Genomic DNA, 22,753 nt, shown 5'->3' on the forward strand with positions numbered 1-22,753 from the left:
GCATCCAACCAGGAGTCGATATGCCAGCGATGATGAAAGCTGCGGTGGTGCGCGCCTTTGGCGCCCCACTCACGATCGATGAAGTGCCCGTGCCGCAACCCGGCCCCGGTCAGGTCCAGGTAAAGATCGAGGCCTCCGGTGTCTGCCATACCGACCTCCACGCCGCCGACGGCGACTGGCCGGTCAAACCCACCCTGCCCTTTATCCCCGGCCATGAAGGCGTGGGCTACGTGTCCGCCGTGGGCAGCGGCGTCAGCCGCGTGAAGGAAGGCGACCGCGTCGGCATTCCATGGCTGTACAGCGCCTGTGGCTATTGCGAGCACTGCCTGCAGGGCTGGGAAACCTTGTGCGAGAAACAGCAGAATACCGGCTACTCGGTCAACGGCGGCTATGGCGAGTATGTGGTGGCCGATCCCAACTACGTGGGCCTGCTGCCCGACAAGGTCGGCTTTGTCGAGATCGCGCCGATCCTGTGCGCCGGCGTCACCGTGTACAAGGGCCTGAAGGTCACCGACACGCGTCCGGGCCAGTGGGTGGTGATCTCCGGCATCGGCGGGCTCGGCCATGTGGCCGTGCAGTATGCGCGGGCCATGGGCCTGCGCGTGGCCGCGGTCGACATCGACGACGCCAAGCTCGACCTGGCGCGGCGGCTCGGCGCCGAGGTGGCGGTCAATGCGCGCGACACGGACCCGGCCGCGTGGCTGCAGAAGGAAATCGGCGGCGCGCATGGCGTGCTGGTCACCGCGGTCTCGCCCAAGGCGTTCTCGCAAGCGATCGGCATGGTGCGGCGCGGCGGCACCATCGCGCTCAACGGGCTGCCGCCGGGCGATTTCGACACGCCGATCTTTGACGTCGTGCTCAAGGGCATCACCATCCGCGGTTCGATCGTCGGCACGCGCAGCGACCTGCAGGAATCGCTCGACTTCGCCGCGCACGGCGACGTGAAGGCCACGGTGTCGACCGCAAGACTCGAAGACGTCAACGATGTGCTCGGCCGCCTGCGTGACGGCAAGGTCGAGGGCCGCGTGGTGCTCGATTTCTCGCGCTGAGGGAGCGACCATGCCGCAAGCCCACGCTGATCCCGGCAGTCCCGTGCCACGCGTCGTCGCCACGCCGGCCGCACTGGCGCTGATCGGCGCGCTGCGCGCGCGGCATGGTCCGCTGATGTTCCACCAGTCCGGCGGCTGCTGCGACGGCAGTGCGCCGATGTGCTTCGCCGCCGGCGACCTGATCGTCGGCGATGCCGACGTCCGCCTCGGCGAGATCGGTGGCGTGCCGTTCTACATGACGCGCGCGCAGTTCGAGTACTGGCAGCACACGCGGCTGGTGATCGATGTCGTGGCCGGTGCGGGCGGCATGTTCTCGCTGGAGAGCGGAACCGGCCAGCGTTTCCTGACGCGCTCGGAACTGTTCAGCGACGAAGAGGCCGCGCTGCTGGCCTTGCAGCCCGCGCTGTAGGAGCGCTCCGCGGTACTGCCCCGTAGTCCCGCGCCACGATGCGTCGCGCAGGCGCCGGTAAATCGTATTGCGCGACACCCCCAGCTCGCGCGCTACCAGGCTGATGTTGCCGCGATGGCGCTCCAGCGCCTGGCGGACCAGGCCCGCCTCCCAGTCACGCATGCGACCTTCGGCGGGAGTCCGCGATAACGACGCTGCCCCGGGGGATTGCGCCTTCACGGCGCGCGTCTACCGCGCCTCGTCAAGCAGGTCGTTCAGGATTTCATCGAAGGTCGCCTGGGCGTCTTCCAGCGCCTGCAGCGCGGCGTCGAACGTCTGCAGCGCCATCTTGGACGGCTTGCCGCTGCCTTCCGGGGGATACTGGGACTGCAGGGCGGCAAAGGCGACCTGCACCTGACGGGTCGCATCGACCACACGCTGCATGGCCTGCGCCTCCTCGGCGCGCAATTGTTCGTGCTTCTGTTCACTCATGCCTTGGGCTCCTGCCGGCGCTCTGTGGTGGCGCGGCGTTATGAGCCGTATCGTACAAGAACTGAACGGGCTGGCAGCGGAACGCGCCTCGACTTGCGCAAAAATCGGTTAGGCTCCACCTGGGGGGCCCGGTGCGCCGTGCCCCCGAGCGCCACGGATTCCGGACCCCGATATGTCATCCCTCATGCGCCGCGCGCTGGCCGCCACCCTGGTGACCGCGGGCGGCTTTGCCTGCTACTGGACCTATCTCACGGTCAACCAGGCGCGCCTGCTGTTCGACGCGCGCCGCCGTCCGCCACGCGACCTGCCTGACGGCATCGTCGGCTATTCGCACCTGGTGCCGGGCGGCGTGCTGCGCGGCTACATCTACCATGCACCGGGCGACACGGTGCGGGATCTCCTGTTCTACCTGCCGGGCCGCGGCGAGGATGTGCTCGACACCCTGCAATTCGCCCGCTGGCTGCCGGCCGGCATGGGCTTCGCGACATTCGACTATCGCGGCCTCGGACATTCCGACGGCCAGCCCTCCGAAGCCGCCGCGGTCGCCGATGCCAGCCAGTTCCTGCTGCACCTGCGCCGCGTCTTTCCCGGCACGCGGGCGCACGTCGTGGGCCGCAGCCTGGGCACTGGCGTCGCCATCCAGCTCGCCGACCTGCAGGACTTCGAAAGTCTGCAGCTGATCACGCCCTATGACTCGATGCTGGAACTGGTGCGCCAGCGCTTTCCGCTCGTGCCGCTGCGGCAATTGATGCGCCACCATTTCGATTCCATTTCACATTGCAAGAAAGTGGTCCAGAGCACCAAGGTGCTGCTCGCGGAGGCCGATGACGTGGTGCCGCATGCCTGCTCCGAGCGCCTGGTGGCCGCGTGGCCGGGGCCGGTGATGCTGCAGACCATGCCTGGCACGGATCACTTCACGATTGTCGAGCGCGAGGAAACCTGGCTGACGCTGTGCGAATTTGCGCGCCAGGTGCAGCATGCCACGCTCCCGGATACCCCGCGCGCACCGCCGCCGGACCACGACGAGACCGGAGTGCCGCTTCCGCTTGCCCGGTTCCGCTAGAATGCGCGCATGAAAAAATTCGCAGTCAAGGCAGGTGGCGCCGCGTTGGCGCTGGCTGCAGCCGGCGTGCTGCTCGCCGGTTTCGCCGCGGTGGTCAGCCTGCGGCAACTCCCTCCCGTCGATGCCCTGCGCGAGTACCGCCCGGACGTGCCGCTGCGGATCTTCACCAGCGACAACGTGCAGATCGGCGAATTCGGCAGCGAGCATCGCGAATTCATCCCGTTCGAAAAGATGCCGCGCCAGATGACGCAGGCGCTGCTGGCCGCCGAGGACGACCAGTTCTACGAGCACGACGGCATCGATATCCCCGGCATCTTCCGCGCCGCGCTGGCCAACCTGGGTCGCGGCTATGCGCAGGGCGCCTCCACCATCACCATGCAGGTGGCTCGCAATTTCTACCTGTCGCGCGAGAAGACGCTTTCGCGCAAGTGGTACGAAATCCTGCTCGCCTGGAAGATCGATCGTACGCTCTCCAAGGACCGCATCCTGGAGGTGTACATGAACCAGGTCTACCTGGGCGAGCATGCCTACGGCTTCGGCAGCGCGGCCCACGCCTATTTCGGCAAGCCGCTGGACGGGCTTTCGCTGGCCGAGACCGCCATGCTGGCTGGGCTGCCCAAGGCGCCGTCCACCATGAACCCGGTCGCGAACTTCACGCGCGCCAAGCGCCGGCAGGAATACGTGCTCGGACGAATGCTGGCGTTGGGCATGATCAGCCAGGACCAGTACCGCGAAGCGCGCTCCGCCCGACTGGAAATTGCCCCCGACAGCGCCGGCCAGTTCGCCGGACACGCCGAATATGTCGCCGAACTCGCGCGCCAGCTTGCACGCGAACGGTTCGGCGACGAAGCGTACACGCGCGGCCTCAATGTCTACACCACGGTATCGTCGGTGCGGCAGACCATGGCCTACGACGCCGTGCGGCGCGGGCTGGACGGCTACGGGCAGCGGCATCGCATCGCCGGTCCGGACAGCGCCCCGCAGGCAGCGCTGGTTTCCCTGGAAGGCGACACCGGGGCGATCGAGGCCCTGGTCGGCGGCGCCGATTTCGGCGCGAACCGCTTCAACCATGCGACCCAGGCGCTGCGCCAGCCGGGCTCGACCTTCAAGCCGTTCATCTATGCGGCGGCGCTGGAGCGCGGCATGTCGCCGGGCACGCTCATCAATGACGCGCCGCTTGACAACGGCTCGCGCTGGCAGCCGTCCAATGACGACGGCCGCTTCCTCGGCGCGGTCACGGTGCGCCAGGCGCTGGCGGACTCGCGCAACCTGCCGGCCATCCGCACGCTGCAGGCCATCGGCATTCCGTACGCGGTGGAGTTCGCCAGCCGCTTCGGCTTTTCGCCCAGGCGGCTGCCGCGCTTCCTGCCGCTTGCGCTGGGCGCGGGCACGACATCGCCATTGCGGCTCGCAGCCGCCTATTCGGTATTCGCCAACCACGGCCATCGGGTCGAGCCGTATCTGATCTCTCGCATTACCGACAGTGACGGCAAGGTGCTGTTCGCCGCGGATACCGAAGCGCAGCCGCCGCGCGTCATCAGCGAGCGCAATGCCTTCGTGATGGACAGCCTGCTGCGCAGCGTGGTGGACGACGGCACCGGCGCCGGCGTGCGCCGCTACCTGCGCCGCGGGGACATCGCGGGCAAGACCGGTACAACCAACGATGCCGCCGACGGCTGGTTCGCCGGCTACGCCGGCAACGTGGTCACGGTGGCATGGATGGGCTTTGACGACAGCCACAGCCTGGGCGCCCACGAGTTCGGTGCCACCACCGCGTTGCCGATGTGGGCGTCGTATATGGAAGGCCGGCTCGCAGGCATCCCGCTGGCCGACGCCACGCCCCCGTCCGGCGTGGTGCGCAGCACGGGAGACTGGATGTACGCCGAATATGCCGAAGGCAAGGGGATCGCCTCGCTCGGCTTCCCCGCGCCGCCAATCGCGTCCGATCCGGCACAGGATGCTTCCGCCGCCCCGGTGAACAGCGAAGCCGTGGGCCTGCCCGGCCAGCCCGCCACGCGCGGCGACGACCGGACGAGCCTTTAGTCCCCGCCCCTTCCAACCCTCCAACAACAAGAACCACAATGTCTAGCGTCAGCGCGGTATGGATCTGGTCGATCGCCGCCCTCACTACGGCTGGCGTGCTGATGCGCCCGCTGCGCCTGCCCGAGGCCTTCTGGGCCGTTGCGGGCGCCGTGATCCTTTGCCTGAGCGGCTTGCTGGCCGTGCCCGACGCATGGGCCGCCGTCGCGCGTGGCCTGGATGTCTACCTGTTCCTGGCCGGCATGATGGTGATCTCCGAACTGGCGCGCAAGACCGGACTGTTCGACCACGTGGCCGCAGTGGCCGTGCGGCGCGCGCGCGGCTCGTCGCGCAGGCTGTTCCTGCTGGTCTACGGCTTCGGCACGCTGGTCACCGCGTTCATGTCCAACGACGCCACCGCCGTGGTGCTGACACCGGCGGTGCTGGCCGCCACGCGCGCGGCCAGAGTCAGGAACCCGCTGCCGCACCTGTTCGCCTGCGCCTTTATCGCCAACGCGGCCAGCTTCGTGCTGCCGATCTCCAATCCGGCCAACCTCGTGATCTTCGGCACGCGCATGCCGCCGCTGGCCGGCTGGCTGACCCACTTTGCCCTGCCATCGCTGGTGGCCGTGGCGGCCACGCTGGCGGCGCTGTACTGGACGCAGCGCACGGCGCTGGCCGAACGGATCGACGCCGACGTGCCGGTGCCGCCGCTGAGCCTGCAGGCATGGCTGACGGCGCTTGGCATCGTGCTGACCGGGGTGGCGCTGCTGGTGGCCTCGCTGCGCGGCAGCGACCTGGGCTGGCCCACGTGCGCGGCCGGGGCGGCCACGCTGCTGATGGTGTGCGCGACACGGCGCGACCTGCTTGGGCCGGCCTTGCGGGAAATCTCGTGGGGTGTGCTGCCGATGGTGGCTGGCCTGTTCGTGATGGTGGCGGCGCTGGAGCATACCGGCGTCATCCACTGGCTCGCCGGGGTCATCCAGGCGGCGTCGCAGCGCGACAGCCTCGGCGGACTCATGGGGATCGGCGGTGCCGTGGCGCTGGTGGGCAATGTCGCCAACAACCTCCCGGCCGGGCTGATCGCCTCGTCGGCCCTGGCGGCCGGTCATGCGTCCAATGCCGTGACCGGCGCGGTGCTGGTGGGCATCGATCTCGGGCCGAACCTGTCGGCGACCGGCTCCCTGGCCACGCTGCTCTGGCTGACCGCCCTGCGCCGCGACGGCCATATGGTCAGTGCCAGCCAGTTCCTGCGGCTCGGCGCCATTGTCATGCCGGCAGCCATGGTGCCGACGCTGGCCGTGCTTGCGCTGGCGCGCTGAGCGCCCCGGGCTGCCTGGCGCGGCTTCAGTCGTGGGGACCGAACTGGACCAGGTTTGCGCGCCGGGACAGCGCCCCTTCCCAGCGCCGGCGCGGCGCGCTGACGCGCACGGCGCGGCTGTGATGCTCCACCACCCCGGCTTCCATTGTCGGCTGGGGCAGCGGCACCGTGGCGACATGAAGCAACATCAGGCTGCTGCAAGGAAACGCAATCGGCAAGATCACTCGGTGGTCCCTGGAAGATACCCCGTCGGGGGAAGAACCGCTGCCGGTCAGGCGGCGCGGTTCGGAAATTATGTGGGTTTGTCGGCGGCTTGCGTGCCGCACTTTAGCGTTGTCATCAACAATTCACGGAGGCCTTGCGCGGTGTGCACCGGGCATCGCTTGCCGCCCTTGCCGCAGGTTGTGGGGGCCGGACATCTGCCATATAGTGAAGCACGGCGCACCACGCCGGCCGGCCCGGGGCGGGCAGCACCATCCGCCCTTTTTCTACACTGAAGCGGCTCTCCATGACAGACAAGGACGCGGCGCATCACGGCGCGAAGAAGGTACCCGGCGAAGCCACTCCGGCGCGCGGCGAGTCCGGCTTGTCGTCCGCCACATCGGACCGCATCCGCGCACGCCTGCTGGCCGCGCGGGAACGCTTCCACGCCAACGACAACATTGCCCGATATATCGAGCCGGGCGAGCTCGATGCGCTCCAGGAAGAAGTGCAGGCACGCCTGGAAGAGGTCCTGCGCGCGCTGGTGATCGACGTGGACGAGGACCACAACACGCGCGAAACCGCGCGCCGCGTCGCCAAGATGTACCTGAAGGAAATCTTCGCGGGGCGCTACGCCAAGCCGCCCCCGGTCACCGAGTTTCCGAATGTGGAGCAGCTCAGCGAACTGATGATCGTCGGGCCGATCCGCGTGCGCAGCGCCTGTTCGCACCACCTGTGCCCGATCATCGGCAAGCTGTGGGTCGGCGTGATGCCGAACCAGCATTCCAACCTGATCGGCCTGTCCAAGTACGCGCGCCTGGCCGAGTGGATCATGTGCCGGCCGCAGATCCAGGAAGAAGCCGTGGCGCAGGTGGCCGACCTGCTGCAGGAAAAGATGAACCCGGACGGCCTGGCCATCGTGATGGAGGCCGAGCATTTCTGCATGCACTGGCGCGGGGTGCGCGATACCGACGCCAAGATGACCAACAGCGTGATGCGCGGCTCCTTCCTGAAGGACGGCAGCCTGCGCCGGGAGTTCCTCGCGCTGCTCAACCGCAACGGCAAATAGCGCCACCATCCGGAGCCGCCGCATGCTCGTCCGCCTGCTCTATGCCAGCCGCGCCCGCCAGGCAATCGACGCCGCCATGCTCGACGCCATCCTGGCCACCGCCCTGGAACGCAACCCGCGCCATGGCATCACCGGCGTGCTGTGCCATGGCAATGGCGTCTTCCTGCAAGCGCTGGAGGGCGAACGCCAGGAGGTGTCCCGCTTGTTCCAGGCGATCACGCGCGATCCGCGCCACCATGACATCGTGCTGCTGCACTTCGAAGACATCTGCCAGCGCGATTTCACCGGCTGGGCCATGGGCCATGTCAACGCCGCCCGCATCAACACCGCCACCCTGCTCAAATTCTCCGCGCGCGCGGAGCTGGACCCGTTCCGCACCGCCGGCCAGGCATCGCTTGCGCTGCTCAAGGAACTGAGCGCCGGTGCCTCGGTGGTGGCACGCGCCGCCGATCGCGGCCGGTCCTGAGTTCCAGCTTCGTCCAAGTTTGTTCGCGAATTGACGGTCCTGCGGCCAATACGGGCCTTGCGCCGCAGATTCCAACCTTCCATGCAAACCTGAAAACACTTGCACACGCCTGCGTTCCCCGCTAAAGTTCGCGGCAGATTGTATGCAAAAAATGAACACAAAATCAGGAGACACGCGACATGGATTTCGCCCCGCAAATCGTTCCCAATCTGCTCAACGGACTTGAATGGTCAGGCTGCGCCCTGGCCATGAGCGGGTCGCTGCTGGTGGCCTTGCACAACCGCGCGTCGCGCTGGGGATGGATCGCGTACCTGTGCTCGAACCTGGTCTGGAGCGTCTTTGCGCTGGTGACGGGCACCTATGGCCTGTTCGTGCAGCAGCTCGGCTTCACGGCGACCAGCTGCTATGGCCTGTACCGCCACACCATGTATCACCGCGATCTCGACCGCAAGGCGGCGGGCGCCGCCGCCTGAGCGCCGGCGCGTTCCCCTATCCGCTACACGGTCACCCGGCCAAACAGGCCGCATTCGAGATCGCTCTCGAATTCCTCGACCCATTCGCCACCCGCGCCCGCTTCATAGGCACTGCCAGCGTCCGTGCTCAGCCGGCGCACGCTGATGCGGCGCAGCGCATCGCCATTCCTTTCGTCGGTGATGTCGAAGTCGTCCGGGACCATGCCCATCTGCCTGCATACCTGCGCGAACTGTTGCTGTTCCTCCGGGGAAAAATCGGAAAACGGTCTCGTAGCCATGGCATCCTCCGTCAGGTCATGAGATCGCCGCATGCGCGCAGCGGGAGCGTGCATCACGCAGGAGGCGCGACGCAAAAAATGGCTGGCATGCCGGTGGCATGCATCGACCCACTGTGAGTTGTTGTTCCGGGGGTTCAGCGCTTGCGCCCGGTCTTCGCCACGAACGGCGTGGGCGCATGCTGCACCGAATGGCCGCCGCACGGGGCACGCACCGCCGGGCGGCACACACGTGCCGGCAGGCATCCTTCGTGTTGCCGAATTCATTCTAGGCGCAGGCGGCAAGGTGGCAAGGCCGACGCCGCGCCGGCGCCTGCCACGCCACCTGAGGATTGCGCTGCCTCAGCATTCGTGCACGCCAGCATCAGGCGACCCTTAAAGCGCGAAATAAACTAGCCGAAATACGATTCAACGGCGCATATAAGATAGCCAGAATCTCGGGGATTGTAGGGATGCAATAGCTCGTCTCAATCGGCCATTGCCGGTTGGCGTCCACAATTACGAGGTCATCGTCAAATGTTTCCTGACTGTAGGCATCGGCCGGCGTTGCGCCGGCCGCAACGCAGCACCCCTTACCCCAGCTCCGCCCTCCCCCTTGCCAGGAACCGCGCGCGCCGCCATGATCCGCGCGCAGGCGCCGGAGGCCTGCCATGAACGAACCGCTCATACGCGTCGCCGTTGCCGACGACCACCCGCTGGTCGTCACCGCGCTGCGTGATTGCCTGCAGCGATCCGCACGCTTCGAGGTCGCCTGCGCCTGCGCGAGCGGCTCGGAACTGGTGCAGGCGCTCGACAGGCAACCGGCCGACATCGCGATCACCGACTTCTGCATGGGCCACGGCAATGCCACGCTGGACGGCTTCAACCTGCTCCATCGGCTGGCGCGGTGCCATCGCGGCACGCGCGTCGTCGTGGTCAGCGCGCAGTCGAATGCGGCGATCATCCGGCGAGCCATCAGGCTGGGGGCGCGCGCCTTTGTCAGCAAGGAAGACGAACTCGATGAAACCTTGCGCGCGTGCGTCCATGTCATGAGCAGCGACATCTGCTACTACTCGCCGTCCATACGCGCGATCCTCGACAACGCGGCCATGACGGACGCACCCGCCACCGATCTCACGATGCGTGAACTGGAAGTGATCAGGCTCTATGCGCAGGGCATGCAGCTCAACGTCATCGCCGCCAAGCTCGGGCGTTCGGTCAGCACCATCTCCAGCCAGAAGACGGTCGCCATGCGCAAGCTCGGCGCGCACACCAATACCGACCTGATCCGTTTCGCCTACGAGAACGGTCTGATCTGAGCGCCCATGCAGCAGCTTCTGGACAGTACCCGCGTGTCGCTGGAGAGCGCCTTCGACACGCTCGCCGACAAGGCTCGCCGGCAGCAGCGTCTTTACTCGGCGACCATTGCCGTGCTGATCGCGCTGGTGGTATTCACCGGCATCGTGCTGGCGGCGCTGGAAACAGACAAGCACCTGAGCCGTCAGCAAAACCAGGTTAGCCGTTATGCCGCCACCCTCTCTGAGCGCCTGGAAAGCGAGGCGGCCTTCGTGAAGCGCAGCATCCTGAGTGTGCGCCGCTACCGTGAACCAGGTCCCGCGCAGATGGCGGACGCGGCCGCGATGGCGTCGGTCCGCGCGACCGGCGTTGCCCGCGTCGCCGATCCGCTCGCCGGACACGACTACTACCTTCTCGCAACGGCCGCCACGCGGCATGCCTGGGGACCTTCGCTGCCGGCGCAGCTTGCACGCCTGCAGCAGATTGCGCTCGATACGCTGGCCACGCAGCAGGCCTTCGGCCTGGACCAGCCGGTCTATGTCCTGTCGCTGGAGGACGACAGCGCCGCCGTCCTCGCGCGCCGGCGCCCTGCCGCGCAAGCCACGACGCCGATCCGGCCCGCGCTGATCGACGCCCTGCGCGACGCCATCACGCAGGCCCTTCTGGACCGCACCGGCCATGCAGTGCCGCATGGCGACGCGCAGGTCTGGGCCGGCCCGATCCGGGATCCGCTCACCGGTACGATGGCCATGCTGAGCATCGCAGCGACCTATTCGGGCGATAGACCGACCGTCCTGATCGCGACGTGCGTGCCGGTCGGGGACTTCCTGGCGCAACTCGACCGCACCGCAGACACCGCGCTGCTGGCCCTGCTCAACGCGGCCGACGAGGCCATCGACGTCGCCGCGCCGGCCTTGCCGGTCCAGGCGCCGGTGATCCGCGACGCCATATCTCAAGCGCGACGACAACCGCGCAACCTGTCGCACTACACGCGCCGGGGCGTGCTGATGGTCCAGCCGCTGAAGCCGGCGTTCGGCACGCTGGTGTGCTTCGTGCCGTATGGCTTGCTGATGCCTGCGCTTGCCCCGGGACTGGCGGTGATCCTCGGCGTCGGGCTGCTGCTGATCGGCGCCATCGTCCTGATTGCGCGCTACTGGGGCCGCCAGCTGTTGCGGCGGACCCATTCGGAGGCGGCGCGCGCGCTGGAACAGGAACTGCGTTCCGCACAGCAAGCTACCGAGGCCATGATGCGCGCGCGCTCGCGCTTCTTCGCCGCCATGAGCCACGAGATTCGCACGCCGCTCAATGCCCTGATCGGCAACCTGGAACTGCTCGCGCGCAGCCCCGGCCTCGAAAGCCACGCGCCGCGGCTGCAGGCGCTGGGCACCGCCGCGGAAGGGCTGCGGCGCATCGTCAACGACATCCTCGATTTCTCGAAGATCGATGCCGGCAAGCTACAACTGCTCAGCAAGCCCTTCCGGCTGGCCGATGCACTGGAAAGCCTGGCGCTGACATACGCGCCGATGGCCACCGAGCGCGGCATCCGGTTCAGCCTGCAACTGGAACCGCAACTGGATCGCGAAGTGTGCGGGGACCGCATGCGCCTGACGCAGGTCGTCAATAACCTGCTGAACAACGCCTTCAAGTTCACCACAAGCGGCCGCATCACGCTCAGTGGCAGTTACGGCCCGGACGCGCTCGGCCGCCCCATGCTGACCTGCCGCGTCAGCGATTCGGGAATCGGCATGCCGCCCGCACTGGCCGAACGCGTCTTCCAGCCGTTCGTGCAAGGCGATGCCGTCGCCACCAGCGGCCACGGCGGCACCGGCCTGGGCCTTTCGATCTGCGCGCGGCTGTGCGAACTCATGGGCGGCAGCATCGGCGTGCAGAGCGTGCAGGACGTGGGCAGCGCCTTCACCATTGCCGTGCCCTTGCCGGCCGCCGGCGACGACGCGGCGACGGCCAACCGCCCGGATGCCGTGCCCGCACGGCGCGGCAGCGTGATGGTGCTATGCCCTGACGCGAAGACCGGCGAATGCCTGGAAGCCTGGCTGGCGACGGCGGGCTGGCGAACCCACTTGCTGGCATCGCCGGCCGCCGCGCGCGAGCACCTGGAGAGCCACCATCCGCAAGTCATCGTCGCCACGGAGGAATACCATCCGGAGGCCTTCGCTGCGCTGCGGGCGCTCAGTGCCGCGCCCGTGGTCTGGCTGACGCCGGACGGTCCCCATCGGCCCCGGCAAAGCGCGCCCGGCATCTTCGAGGTAACGAGCTTCAGCCACGACGCCCTGCTCGCCAGCGTGGCATCCGCTGCCGCGGGCCCGCAGGATGGCTCCGCGCCGTCACCCGCCGCGGGTGACCCCGGCCAGCCCGCCGCGCCGGCGTGGCGCCCCTTGCCAGACATCACCGGGCTGGACATCCTCGTTGCCGAGGACAATCCGCTGAACCAGACGGTGATCGCCGAGCAGCTCCGCGCCCTGGGCTGCCGTCCCATCATCACCGACAACGGCAAGCAGGCGCTGGCGGTCGCGGAGTCGACCCATGTGGATGCCGTCCTGACCGACATCCATATGCCGCTGATGAACGGCTACGCCCTGCTGGATGCCCTGCGCGCCCTGCATCCCGACCTGCCGGTGCTCGCGTTCAGCGCGCTTGCCCAGCAGGAGCAGGCCGAGGACTGGCAGCAGCGCGGTTTCAGCGGCTACATCACCAAACCCGCGTCATTGCGAGAGCTGGGCGACGCGCTGCAAGCCCTGCGCGAACTGCACGCGCGCAAGCTGCCGGACGCCTGTGCCGACCAGGAACGCTATACGCGCCTGCTGCGCGAGCAGTTGCAAACCGACTTGCCCGAGCTTGCGCAGATCCTGGCCGCCAGGGACCTGCACGCACTCCAGGCCTGGACGCACCGCGCCGCGAGCGGTTTCAGGATCGTCCTGCAGACCGCGCTGCATGCCCGTTGCCGCGCCGTCGAGCAGCTCTGCCTTGGCTCCCGCCACTGGAGTCCGGCCATTGCAGAAGCCGGCGAGGCCTTGCAGGCGCTGGCGCTGCGCTACGCCAGCGACGGCCCCGCAGCCGCCGCGCCCGACAGCGCCTGATTCCGGCGGCGCGACTTCTACCACAATCCGCCGATTTGCGGGCAACGACCGGCGCGCCGATAATGAGGGCGCCGCACCCGGCCTCGCGGGCGCGTCCTTGCCGCCATTGTCTTCCCCATGCCGTTACATCAAGGCCTCCCCCAGCCGCAGCGCACCTGGGCCATCCTCACCGTCTTCTGCGGGCTGATCATGGCCGTGCTGGACGGCTCCATTGCCAATATCGCGCTGCCGTCGATCGCGCGCCAGCTGCAGTCCGAGCCTTCGAACACAATCTGGGTGGTGAACGCCTATCAGCTCACGGTCACGGTGTGCCTGCTGCCGCTGTCGTCGCTGGGTGACATCCTGGGATACAAGCGTGTGTACCGCGCCGGGCTGGCCACTTTCCTGGTTGGATCGCTGCTGTGCGCGCTGGCAGTCAGCCTGCCCATGCTGGTCGCGGCGCGCGTGCTGCAGGGCCTGGGCGGGGCCGGCATCATGAGCGTGAATACGGCGCTGGTGCGCTTCATCTATCCGCCGACGCGGCTGGGCCGCGGCATCGGGCTCAATGCGCTGGTGGTCGGCGTGACCACGGCGGTGGGCCCGTCGCTCGGGGCCCTGATTCTGTCGCTGGCGAGCTGGCAGTGGCTATTCGCCGTGAACGTGCCCGTGGCGATCTTCGCGCTGGCGCTCAGCCGCAGCGCGCTGCCGGCAACGGCGCCGCAGCCGCGCGATTTCGACTACCCGAGCGCCGTGCTGTCCGCGCTGGTGTTCGGCCTGTTTATCCTCGGCGTCGATGGTCTCGGCCATGGCGGCCTGCGCTACGCCGGTGCCGCCGCGGTAGGCCTCACCATCGTGCTGGGCTGGATCCTGGTGCGCCGCCAGCACGGCCGCCAGGCGCCGCTCGTGCCCGTGGACCTGTTTGCCAGCCGGGCCTTCACGCTGGCGGTCGGCACGTCGTTCTGCTCATTCATGACGCAGATGCTGGCGTTCGTGGCGCTGCCGTTCTATTTCGAGTACCAGTTGGGCCGCTCGCTGCACGAAACGGGGCTGCTGATCACGCCCTGGCCATTGACGGTGGCGCTGATGGCGGCGCTGTCGGGCCGCCTCTCGGACCGCTATCCCGCCAGCATCCTGGCGGGCCTCGGGCTGGCGCTGCTTGCGGCCGGCCTGCTTGGCCTGGCATGGCTCGGCCGCGATGCCAGCAGCCTCGATATCGTCTGGCGCATGGCGATATGCGGGCTTGGCTTCGGCCTGTTCCAGTCGCCCAACAATCGCGCCATGATCGGCGCCACGCCGCCCGAACGCAGCGGCGGCGCGAGCGGAGCGCAAGCCACCACGCGCCTGCTCGGGCAGACCACCGGCACCGCCGTGGTGGCCCTGCTGTTCAGCCTGGACGAGACCGGTGGCGCGCGCTTCGCGCTCTATGTGGCGGTGGCCATGGCTACGCTCGGCGCGGCGATCAGCCTGAGCCGGCTACGCGATGCCGACACCGCCCAGCACACCCAGGCCACCCCGGAACCCGACGCCTGACGTCTTTGGTCATTGCACGATCGGAGGGCGGTTGGACCGTCATTGCCAAAGCCCCCCGAACGTCTTAACCCCTCACTCCGCCTTCGCCCCCGACTCCTTCACCACCCTCGCCCACTTGGCGATCTCCGCCCGCTGGTAGCTCGCCAGCCGCTCGGGCGTACCAAGCACCGGCTCCAGACCGAGCGTCCGGAGCTTTGCCTGCACGTCGGGAAGCGAATAGATCCGGTTCAGTTCCGCATTGAGCTTCGCAACCACATCCTTGGGCGTATTCACTGGCGCGAAAATCGCGAACCAGGAGTCCGCCTCGAAGCCGGGAAGGCCTTGCTCGGCCAGCGTGGGAATGTCCGGCGCCGAGGGCGAGCGCTTGGCGCTGGTGACGCCGAGCGCGCGCAGCTTGCCTTCCTTCACCACGGGCAGCGCCGACGGCAGGTTGTCGAACATCATCGTGATGTGGCCGCCGAGCAGGTCGGGGATCGCCATGGCCCGCCCCTTGTAGGGCACGTGCGTGATTTTCACGCCTGCCATCGCGTTGAACATCTCTCCGGCCACGTGCAGCGAGGTCCCGACGCCAGGCGTACCGAAGGTCAGGCCTCCCGGCTTCGCCTTGGCCATCGCGATCAGTTCGGCCACGTTCTTCGCCGGCACGTCCGGATGCACGACCAGCACATTGGGGGTCGTGGCAACGAGGATCACGGGCGCGAAATCCTTGACCATGTCATATGGCATCTTGCTGTAGAGCGCGCCGTTGATCGAGTGCGTGCCCACGGTGCCCATCGCCAGCGTGTAGCCGTCGGCCGGCGCATGGGCCACGGCCTCGGCGCCGATATTGCCGCCGGCACCGGGCTTGTTGTCCACCACGACCGGCTGCCCCCACGCAGGCGAGATCTTCTCGGAAACGATGCGCGCCAGCGTGTCGGGCGCGCCGCCGCTGGGAAACCCGACCACCATCCGGATCGGCTTGTTCGGATACGCCTGCGCCTGCGCGGCGGGGGCACTGAACACAGCGGCAGCGGCGAGCGCGGCCACGGCAACGGAACTGACTCGCATCGGTTGTCTCCTGGCGGTCCGGCGCCTGCGTGGGCGCCGGCTGTTCTGTGGAAGAATCCGGGACTACACGGCGCTACCGCCGAACTCCTGCATGACCTTCTCGTGCAGGCGGCGCATGCCGCGCAGCCAGCGGTCGTAGTCCTGTCCCTTGCGGCGATAGTATTCCAGTACCTCGGGGTGCGGCAGGATCAGGAAGCGCTCGTCGGCCATGCCTGCGAGCGTGGCATCGGCCACATGCTCGGCCGTGACCGATCCCTCCTGCAGGAAGCCCTTGCGCTCGCCGTTCTCGCCGAACAGCATGTTGGTCTGCACGCCCTGCGGGCAGATGCAGCTCACCTTGATGCCGCGGTCGCCGTAAGTGATCGACAGCCATTCCGCGAAGCCGATGGCCGCATGCTTGGTCACCGCGTACGGCGCCGAACCGATCTGCGACAGCAGCCCCGCGGCCGACACGGTATTGACGAAGTAGCCGTCACCGCGCTCGAGCATCTGCGGCAGCACCGCCTTGGCCGCGTGGATGTGCGCCATGACGTTGATGTCCCAGATGCGCTGCCATTCCCCGGCGCTGGCGTCGAGCCCCTTGCGCAGGATGATGCCGGCGTTGGAGCAGAACACATCGACCTGGCCGAAGCGGCGCGTCGCCTCGTCCGTCAGCGCCTGCACGGCGCTGGCATCGGCGACATCCACCGCCTGCCCGAATACCTTGCAGTCGGGGGCGGCCGCCTGCACTTCGGCGGCCACCGAGGCAGCGCCGGCGGCGTTCAGATCGGCGATGGCCACGCCGCGCGCCCCGGCCTGCGCGAAGGCCAGGGCCAGCGCACGGCCGATGCCCGTGGCACCGCCCGTCACGACGACGGTCTTGTCTTTGACTTGCATGCGTGTGTCTCCTCGTGTCTGTGTTGTCTTTCAGTTGGCTTCACGCGCGTCGGGTGTTGCCGGCGCGGGTCGTGTCGATCCTTGCTGCCCGGCACCGGCCTGCCACAACCGCGCCTGCAGCGTCTGGGCCAGGTCGCGGATGCGCGGGCCCAGGTTGCCTTCCAGGATTTCGGGTGACAGCCGCGCCGCGGCGCCACCGATATTCAGCGCCAGCACCTCGCCGCTGCCTTCGAGCCGCAGCGGCGCAGCGGCACCGCTGACGGTACGGTCCCACTCGGCATGGGCCACGCAGAAACCGCGCCGCGCGTGGTCGCGCAGCGAACGTTCGATCTTGCCGCGCACCGGCGCCCAGCGCGCGCCATAGTGGCGCTCCAGTTCGGCCAGCGCGGCTTCGCGGTGCGCTTGGTCGAGCCCCGCCAGCCATGCGCGTCCCATCGCCGAGGTAGCCATCGGCAGGCGCGCGCCGGGCGCGAGCCGGATCACCAGCGCGCCGCGCGGCTGGCACGATTCGAGGTAGACCATAGCGTGGCGGTCGGGCATGGCCAGCGCAACGGTGCAGTCGGTCGCGAACGAAAGCGACTGCATCAGCGGCTGCGCGATGTCGCGGATGCCCGCGCCGGAAATATAGCGATGCCCCAGCACCATCGCGCCCTGCCCCAGCCGGTACTTCTCCGTCGACTCGATATAGGCGAGGTAGCCGAGCGAGGCCAGCGTATAGGTCAGGCGCGACACCGAAGGCCGCGGGATTCCCGTGCGGCGCGACAACTCGGCGTTGCCCAGGTAGTCGTCATGCGGCCCGAACGCGCGCAGCAACTCCATGCCGCGCGCCAGCGCGGTGACGAAGTTGCGGTCTTCAGCGGGCTCCGCCGCACCGCAAGGCATGGCGGGCATGACGTGGGCGGCATCGGGCGGCGGGGCCGGGATGGAGGTGGAGCGCTTCATGCAAAGCCGGATGTTGTCCAGCTTCACTAGATACCAGTTCGCGCCTCGCTCAAGCCGGCTATGTAGCGAATACATAGGGGTCATAGGTGCCATGGATGGCCCGGTCCGCCGACCAAGGTGGCCCGCGCATCGCGCACCGGGCGAGCCTGTCAGGGATTTCCTCTAGACCGTGCGCTCTCAGCGAGTCCCGTGGCGCGCAGCTATTTCGCTGTGCGGAATACTGGGCCAGTTTCCTTGACTCCCCTTCGACCCCATGCAAAAGTCGTTGAAAACGAACGACCGTGCGGGAATTGTCACTTCCACGCAACGGCGTTGCCGGCAACGACCGGCACACCGCGGCGCAACAGCGCAGACCGCATCGCATAGGAGACAACCATGCAACACCCGCAGTACGCATCTGTCCGCGAGCACCACCCCCGACTGGCGCAAGGCGCCCACCCGGCCCCGGCACCGCTCGCCGCGGCCCGGATCCTCGACTGATCCCCTCTTTCACATGCGCGGCAGCCCACGGGCTGCCGCCATGAACCCACGCGCCCGCTTGCGGCCGGCGCGTGCCCTGTTTCGTGAACTTCACGAGGTGAGCCTGTGGCATTGTTCCTTCAACAGATCCTGAACGGCCTGACGCTGGGCGGCGTGTACAGCCTGGTGGCGCTTGGCCTGACGCTGGTCTACGGCATCCTGCACGTGCCGAATTTCGCGCACGGCGCTTTCTACATGGCCGGCGCCTACGTCTCGTACTACCTGATGACCACGCTCGGCCTGAACTACTGGCTGGCGATGCTCGGCGCGGCCGTGGTGGTGGCGATGCTGTCCATGCTGGCCGACCGGCTGGTGTTCCATCCGCTGCGCAATGCGCCCGAGCTGCACGACATGATCGCGGCCATCGGCATCCTGCTGTTCCTCGAAGCCGGCGCGCAGGCGCTGTGGGGCGCGGATTTCCACCGCATGCCGACGCCTTACGGTCAGGTCGTTGAACTGTTCGGCCTGACCGCGCCGCTTCAGCGCCTGCTGATCATCGCCGCGGCGTTCGCGCTGATGGTGCTGCTGCACCTGTTCCTCACGCGGACCATGACCGGCGCCACCATCATGGCCATGGCGCAGAACCGCGAAGGCGCCGCGCTGGTCGGCATCGACGCCACGCGCGTGACGCTGCTGGTGTTCGCCATCTCGGGCGCGCTCGCCGCCATCGCCGCCACGCTCTACGCGCCGATCAACCTGGTCTACCCGAGCATGGGCAACCTGGTCATCACCAAGGCCTTCGTCATCATCATCCTGGGCGGCATGGGCAGCATCCCGGGCGCCATTGCCGGCGGGCTCATCATCGGCATGGCCGAGAGCTTCGGCGGCTTCTATGTTTCGACCGACTACAAGGACATCATCGCCTTCGTGCTGCTGGTGGTGATCCTGTCGATCCGGCCGCAAGGCCTGTTCGCCGGCAAGGCGGCCTGAGGACTACGACGATGAAAGCACTGCAAGGAAAGACCGGCTGGATCCTGCTGCTGGCGCTGGCGATTGCGTTCCCGCTGATCACGCCCAACAGCTACTACCTGACCGTGATGACGCTGGCGTTCATCTACGCCATCGCCACGCTGGGGCTGAACCTCATCACCGGCTACACCGGCCAGCTCAACCTCGCGCACGGCGGCTTCATGGCCATCGGCGCCTACACGCTGGGCATCCTGACGGTCGACCACCAGGTGCCGTTCTGGCTGGCGTTCGCGCTGTCCGGCGTGGTCAGCATGGCGATCGGCTATGTGGTGGGCCTGGTATCGCTGCGGCTGAAAGGCCATTACTTCTCGATCTTCACGATGTGCATCGGCTACATCATCTACCTGCTGATCGAGAAGTGGGAAAGCCTGACGCATGGCACCGTGGGCCTGATCGGCATTCCGGTGCCGGCGGCGATCGGCCCGGTCACGTTCGACAGCGTGCCGGCGCAGTACTACCTGGTGCTGGCCTTCCTGGTGATCGGCACTTACCTGATGCATCGCATCGTCACCTCGCTGCTGGGCCGCAGCTTCATGGCCGTGCGCAACAGCGACGCGCTGGCCGAGGCGCTGGGCATCGACCTGATGCGCGCCAAGGTGCTGTCCTTCGTGCTGTCGGTCGGCTATGCCGGTTTCGCGGGCGCGCTCTATGCGGGCCAGGTGCGCTTCCTCGGCCCCGATATCGCGCGCACCGACCTGACCTTCGACATGGTGATGGCGATGCTGGTCGGCGGCACCGGCACGCTGTTCGGGCCGCTGCTGGGCGCGCTGCTGGTGCCGTGGGTCACGCAGACGCTGCAGTTCCTGCAGGACTACCGCATGCTGGTGTTCGGCCCGGTGCTGATCCTGCTGATCATCTTCTTCCCGGACGGCATCGTCGGCTCCTGGCTGAAAAAGCAGGCGCGCAAGGCTGCCGCCGCGCGCCGCGGCAACCGCCGGCCTGCCGCATCCCCCGCCGCCGCACCCGTAGCCACCACCGCCGGAGCCGACCGTGCTTGAGATCCGCAACCTGACCAAGAAATTTGGCGGCCTGACCGCGGTCAACGATGTTTCCGTGACCTTCGAGCAGGGCCATATCAACGCCATCATCGGCCCCAACGGCGCCGGCAAGACCACGTTCTTCAACCTGATCGCCGGCACGCACGCGCCGAGTTCCGGGCAGGTCCTGTTCAAGGGGCAGGATGTGGCCGGCCTGCGCGCCGACCAGATCGCGCGGCTCGGCGTGGCGCGCACGTTCCAGGCCACGGCGCTGTTCGACCGCGCCACGGTGCTGGACAACCTGATCGTGGGCCACCGCCTGCGCACGCGCTCGGGCCTTGGCGATGTGCTGTTCAACACGCGCCGCCTGCGTGAAGAAGAGCGCCTGTGCCGCGACAAGGCCGAAGCCGCGCTCGACTTCGTCGGCCTCGCGCATCTGGCGCACGAGATCGCCGCCGATATCACGCAGGAAGCGCGCAAGCGTGTGGCCTTTGCGCTGGCGCTGGCCACCGACCCCGAACTGCTGCTGCTCGACGAGCCCGCCGGCGGCGTCAACCCGGAGGAAACCGTGGGCCTGGCGGAACTGATCCGCAAGATGGTCCGCCACGGCAAGACGGTCTGCCTGATCGAACACAAGATGGACATGATCATGCGCCTGGCCGACAAGATCATGGTGCTGAACTACGGCGAGAAGATCGCCGAAGGCACGCCGGCGCAGATCCAGCAGGATCCGCATGTCATCGAGGCCTACCTGGGAGCCGACCATGTTGCAGCTTGAACGCGTCTCGCTGTCGTACGGCAGCTTCCGAGCCCTGGACAACATCACGCTGCATGCCGGCGCCGGCGAACTGGTGGTGCTGCTCGGCGCCAACGGTGCGGGCAAGAGTTCCATCTTCCTGGCGATGAGCGCGATCCACCGCATCAGCGGCGGCAGCATGCGCTTCGACGGCCGCGAGCTCTCGGGCATGAAGCCGTCGCAGATCGTGCAGGCCGGACTCGTGCATTGCCCGGAAGGCCGCAAGCTGTTTCCGGCCATGAGCGTCGAGAAGAACCTGACGCTCGGCGCCTACGTGCACCGGCGCGATTCGGCCGGTATCCGCAAGACGCTCGAAGAGGTGTACGAGATGTTCCCGATCCTGCGGCAAAAGAAGGACGACCCCGCGGGTTCGCTGTCAGGCGGCCAGCAGCAGATGGTGGCATTGGGCCGCGCGCTGATGAGCCGTCCGCGCGCGCTGCTGCTCGACGAGCCTTCGCTGGGCCTGGCGCCGCTGGTGGTCAAGCAGATGTTCGAGATCATCCAGCGCATCAACCGCGCGGGCACCACGGTGCTGCTGGCGGAACAGAACGCGTACGCGGCGCTGGGGATTGCACATCGCGCGTATGTGATCGAAAGCGGCCGCATCGTGATGGAGGGCGACCGCGATTCGCTGCTGAAGGATGAAGGCATTCGCAAGGCATACATCGGCGGCTAGCAAGCCGCGGTTCTATCAACCCGGACAAGCGCAGTAAGAATCCATCAAGGAGACAGACATGCAGAGCAACATCATCCGCCGCATTTTCCCGCTGGCCGCCACCGCCGTCGCCGCCATGCTGGCCTCCGGCGCAGCACTGGCCCAGGAAGTCGTCAAGATCGGCTACACCGGGCCGCTATCAGGCGGCGCGGCGCTGTATGGCAAGAACGTGCTGTCCGGCGTGCAGATGGCCGTGGACGAGATCAACGCCTCGGGCCTGGAGGTCAAGGGCAAGAAGGTGAAGCTCGAAGTCGTGGCGCTCGATGACAAGTATTCGCCCGCCGAAGCCGCCATCAACGCGCGCCGCCTGGTGCAGCAGCACAAGACCCCCGCCGTGTTCGTGCCGCATTCGGGCGGCATCTTCGCGCTGCAGGCCTTCAACGAGCAGGAGAAGTTCCTGGTCATGGCCTATTCGAGCGTGCCGCGCATCACCGACGCCGGCAACAAGCTGACCATCCGCATCCCGCCCGCCTACACCGGCTACATCGAGCCCTTCGTCAAGGCGCAGATGAAGCGCTACGGCAAGAACGTGGCGCTGGCGCCGGCCGACCACGACTACGCCAAGGCGTGGGTGCAGGCCTTTGTCCCGGCCTGGGAAGGCGCGGGCGGCAAGGTCGTCGGCAACAACCCGATGTCCTATACCAAGGCCACCGACTTCTACAGCGGCGTGTCGCGTGCCATCACCGACAAGCCGGACGTGATGTTCGTCGGCGGGCCGTCCGAGCCGACCGCACTGGTGGTCAAGCAGGCCCGCGAACTAGGCTTCAAGGGCGGCTTCATCATCATGGACCAGGCCAAGATGGACGAGATGGCCAAGGTCACCAACGGCCTGGCCATGCTGGAAGGCTCGATCGGCGTGCTGCCGCTGGTCAACGACGGCCGCCCGGCCGCGCAGACGTTCAATGCCAAGTACAAGAAGCTGCATGACGGACGCGATGCCACCACCGAGATGTCGCTGAACTACACCATGGTGTACGCGCTGGCCGGCGCGATGAAGCTGGCCGGCACCACCAGCGATGCCGTTGCGATCCGCGCGAAGATGCCGGAAGCCGTCAAGGCGCTGCCGAAGGACGCCAACCCGAACGAGGTGGAAGGCATCGACGCCAAGGGCGGTTCGGTCGCCGATACCGTGGTGGGCTGGGTGCAGAACGGCAAGATCTCGCCGGTGCGCCTGTCGGAACTGGCGAAGTAAGACGTTGACATAACGATGCGGGCCG

Annotated in this window: 22 protein-coding genes and 1 pseudogene; 16 read left to right on the forward strand and 7 right to left on the reverse strand. The window is 67.6% G+C overall.

Going from position 1 to position 22,753, the window contains the following annotated elements; all coding sequences use genetic code 11:
- Positions 1–20: 20 nt before the first annotated feature.
- Positions 21–1,049: an alcohol dehydrogenase AdhP gene (gene adhP / locus ACIGJC_RS24530; RefSeq protein ID WP_483711995.1), complete on the forward strand. Its 1,029-nt coding sequence runs from the start codon at positions 21–23 to the stop codon at positions 1,047–1,049.
- A 10-nt stretch (positions 1,050–1,059) separates the two neighbouring features.
- Positions 1,060–1,458 carry a DUF779 domain-containing protein gene (locus ACIGJC_RS24535; protein ID WP_483711996.1) on the forward strand — a complete coding sequence of 133 codons (399 nt, stop codon included), beginning with the start codon at positions 1,060–1,062 and terminating at the stop codon, positions 1,456–1,458.
- Between the two features lie 99 nt (positions 1,459–1,557).
- On the opposite strand, the pseudogene ACIGJC_RS24540 reads toward ACIGJC_RS24535, so the two are convergent.
- Both ACIGJC_RS24540 and ACIGJC_RS24545 read right to left on the reverse strand, forming a co-directional pair.
- A pseudogene (locus tag ACIGJC_RS24540) lies at positions 1,558–1,620 on the reverse strand (hypothetical protein); the annotation flags it as partial.
- A gap of 66 nt (positions 1,621–1,686) precedes the next feature.
- Positions 1,687–1,929: a hypothetical protein gene (locus ACIGJC_RS24545; protein ID WP_483711997.1), complete on the reverse strand. Its 243-nt coding sequence runs from the start codon at positions 1,927–1,929 to the stop codon at positions 1,687–1,689.
- Between the two features lie 172 nt (positions 1,930–2,101).
- On the opposite strand from ACIGJC_RS24545, the gene ACIGJC_RS24550 reads away from it, so the two are divergent.
- The 3 genes from ACIGJC_RS24550 to ACIGJC_RS24560 are packed head-to-tail and all read left to right on the forward strand — an operon-like array spanning position 2,102 to position 6,333.
- On the forward strand, positions 2,102–2,992 hold the full coding sequence (locus ACIGJC_RS24550; protein WP_483711998.1) for an alpha/beta hydrolase: 891 nt from the start codon (positions 2,102–2,104) through the stop codon (positions 2,990–2,992).
- Positions 2,993–3,001: 9 nt separating this feature from the next.
- Positions 3,002–5,035, forward strand: a complete 2,034-nt coding sequence (locus tag ACIGJC_RS24555; RefSeq protein ID WP_483711999.1) for a penicillin-binding protein 1A — start codon at positions 3,002–3,004, stop codon at positions 5,033–5,035.
- A 38-nt stretch (positions 5,036–5,073) separates the two neighbouring features.
- The gene (locus tag ACIGJC_RS24560) at positions 5,074–6,333 is read left to right on the forward strand and encodes an arsenic transporter (protein WP_483712000.1); all 1,260 of its coding nucleotides are present in this window, start codon (positions 5,074–5,076) and stop codon (positions 6,331–6,333) included.
- A gap of 25 nt (positions 6,334–6,358) precedes the next feature.
- Here ACIGJC_RS24560 and ACIGJC_RS24565 read toward each other — a convergent pair whose 3' ends face one another.
- Positions 6,359–6,520, reverse strand: coding sequence for a hypothetical protein (locus tag ACIGJC_RS24565; RefSeq protein ID WP_483712001.1), 162 nt, complete (start codon positions 6,518–6,520; stop codon positions 6,359–6,361).
- Between the two features lie 320 nt (positions 6,521–6,840).
- On the opposite strand from ACIGJC_RS24565, the gene folE reads away from it, so the two are divergent.
- The 3 genes from folE (at position 6,841) to ACIGJC_RS24580 (ending at position 8,541) form a co-directional block, all read left to right on the forward strand.
- Positions 6,841–7,602: a GTP cyclohydrolase I gene (gene folE / locus ACIGJC_RS24570; RefSeq protein ID WP_483712002.1), complete on the forward strand. Its 762-nt coding sequence runs from the start codon at positions 6,841–6,843 to the stop codon at positions 7,600–7,602.
- Positions 7,603–7,624: 22 nt separating this feature from the next.
- Positions 7,625–8,068 carry a BLUF domain-containing protein gene (locus tag ACIGJC_RS24575; RefSeq protein ID WP_483712003.1) on the forward strand — a complete coding sequence of 148 codons (444 nt, stop codon included), beginning with the start codon at positions 7,625–7,627 and terminating at the stop codon, positions 8,066–8,068.
- A 179-nt stretch (positions 8,069–8,247) separates the two neighbouring features.
- Positions 8,248–8,541: a nicotinamide mononucleotide transporter gene (locus tag ACIGJC_RS24580; RefSeq protein WP_483712004.1), complete on the forward strand. Its 294-nt coding sequence runs from the start codon at positions 8,248–8,250 to the stop codon at positions 8,539–8,541.
- Between the two features lie 23 nt (positions 8,542–8,564).
- Here ACIGJC_RS24580 and ACIGJC_RS24585 read toward each other — a convergent pair whose 3' ends face one another.
- On the reverse strand, positions 8,565–8,819 hold the full coding sequence (locus ACIGJC_RS24585) for a hypothetical protein (protein WP_483712005.1): 255 nt from the start codon (positions 8,817–8,819) through the stop codon (positions 8,565–8,567).
- Between the two features lie 647 nt (positions 8,820–9,466).
- On the opposite strand from ACIGJC_RS24585, the gene ACIGJC_RS24590 reads away from it, so the two are divergent.
- From ACIGJC_RS24590 to ACIGJC_RS24600, 3 genes are all read left to right on the forward strand, one after another.
- Positions 9,467–10,114 (forward strand): response regulator, encoded by a 648-nt coding sequence (locus ACIGJC_RS24590; RefSeq protein ID WP_483712006.1) that lies wholly within the window; start codon positions 9,467–9,469, stop codon positions 10,112–10,114.
- A gap of 6 nt (positions 10,115–10,120) precedes the next feature.
- Complete coding sequence (locus ACIGJC_RS24595; RefSeq protein WP_483712007.1) at positions 10,121–13,186, forward strand: ATP-binding protein; 3,066 nt, start codon at positions 10,121–10,123, stop codon at positions 13,184–13,186.
- A gap of 117 nt (positions 13,187–13,303) precedes the next feature.
- A complete protein-coding gene (locus ACIGJC_RS24600) occupies positions 13,304–14,695 on the forward strand; it encodes an MFS transporter (RefSeq protein ID WP_483712008.1) in 1,392 nt (463 codons plus the stop codon).
- 72 nt (positions 14,696–14,767) lie between these two features.
- On the opposite strand, the gene ACIGJC_RS24605 is transcribed toward ACIGJC_RS24600, so the two are convergent.
- From ACIGJC_RS24605 to ACIGJC_RS24615, 3 genes are all read right to left on the reverse strand, one after another.
- Positions 14,768–15,742, reverse strand: a complete 975-nt coding sequence (locus ACIGJC_RS24605; protein WP_483712009.1) for a Bug family tripartite tricarboxylate transporter substrate binding protein — start codon at positions 15,740–15,742, stop codon at positions 14,768–14,770.
- 63 nt (positions 15,743–15,805) lie between these two features.
- Entirely contained in the window at positions 15,806–16,618 is an 813-nt protein-coding gene (locus ACIGJC_RS24610; protein WP_483712010.1) for an SDR family oxidoreductase, read from the reverse strand.
- A 30-nt stretch (positions 16,619–16,648) separates the two neighbouring features.
- Entirely contained in the window at positions 16,649–17,560 is a 912-nt protein-coding gene (locus tag ACIGJC_RS24615) for an IclR family transcriptional regulator (protein ID WP_483712011.1), read from the reverse strand.
- A gap of 585 nt (positions 17,561–18,145) precedes the next feature.
- On the opposite strand from ACIGJC_RS24615, the gene ACIGJC_RS24620 reads away from it, so the two are divergent.
- The 5 genes from ACIGJC_RS24620 to ACIGJC_RS24640 are packed head-to-tail and all read left to right on the forward strand — an operon-like array spanning position 18,146 to position 22,728.
- Entirely contained in the window at positions 18,146–19,009 is an 864-nt protein-coding gene (locus ACIGJC_RS24620; protein WP_483712012.1) for a branched-chain amino acid ABC transporter permease, read from the forward strand.
- Between the two features lie 11 nt (positions 19,010–19,020).
- Positions 19,021–20,046: a branched-chain amino acid ABC transporter permease gene (locus ACIGJC_RS24625; RefSeq protein ID WP_483712013.1), complete on the forward strand. Its 1,026-nt coding sequence runs from the start codon at positions 19,021–19,023 to the stop codon at positions 20,044–20,046.
- Positions 20,039–20,803 (forward strand): ABC transporter ATP-binding protein, encoded by a 765-nt coding sequence (locus tag ACIGJC_RS24630; protein WP_483712014.1) that lies wholly within the window; start codon positions 20,039–20,041, stop codon positions 20,801–20,803. The genes ACIGJC_RS24625 and ACIGJC_RS24630 overlap by 8 nt, the downstream gene beginning before the upstream one ends.
- Entirely contained in the window at positions 20,790–21,497 is a 708-nt protein-coding gene (locus ACIGJC_RS24635; RefSeq protein WP_483712015.1) for an ABC transporter ATP-binding protein, read from the forward strand. Before ACIGJC_RS24630 ends, ACIGJC_RS24635 begins: the two co-directional genes overlap by 14 nt.
- A gap of 58 nt (positions 21,498–21,555) precedes the next feature.
- A complete protein-coding gene (locus ACIGJC_RS24640; protein ID WP_483712016.1) occupies positions 21,556–22,728 on the forward strand; it encodes an ABC transporter substrate-binding protein in 1,173 nt (390 codons plus the stop codon).
- The last annotated feature ends 25 nt before the right edge of the window (positions 22,729–22,753 follow it).

Source organism: Cupriavidus sp. C3SS-1, assembly GCF_057073755.1.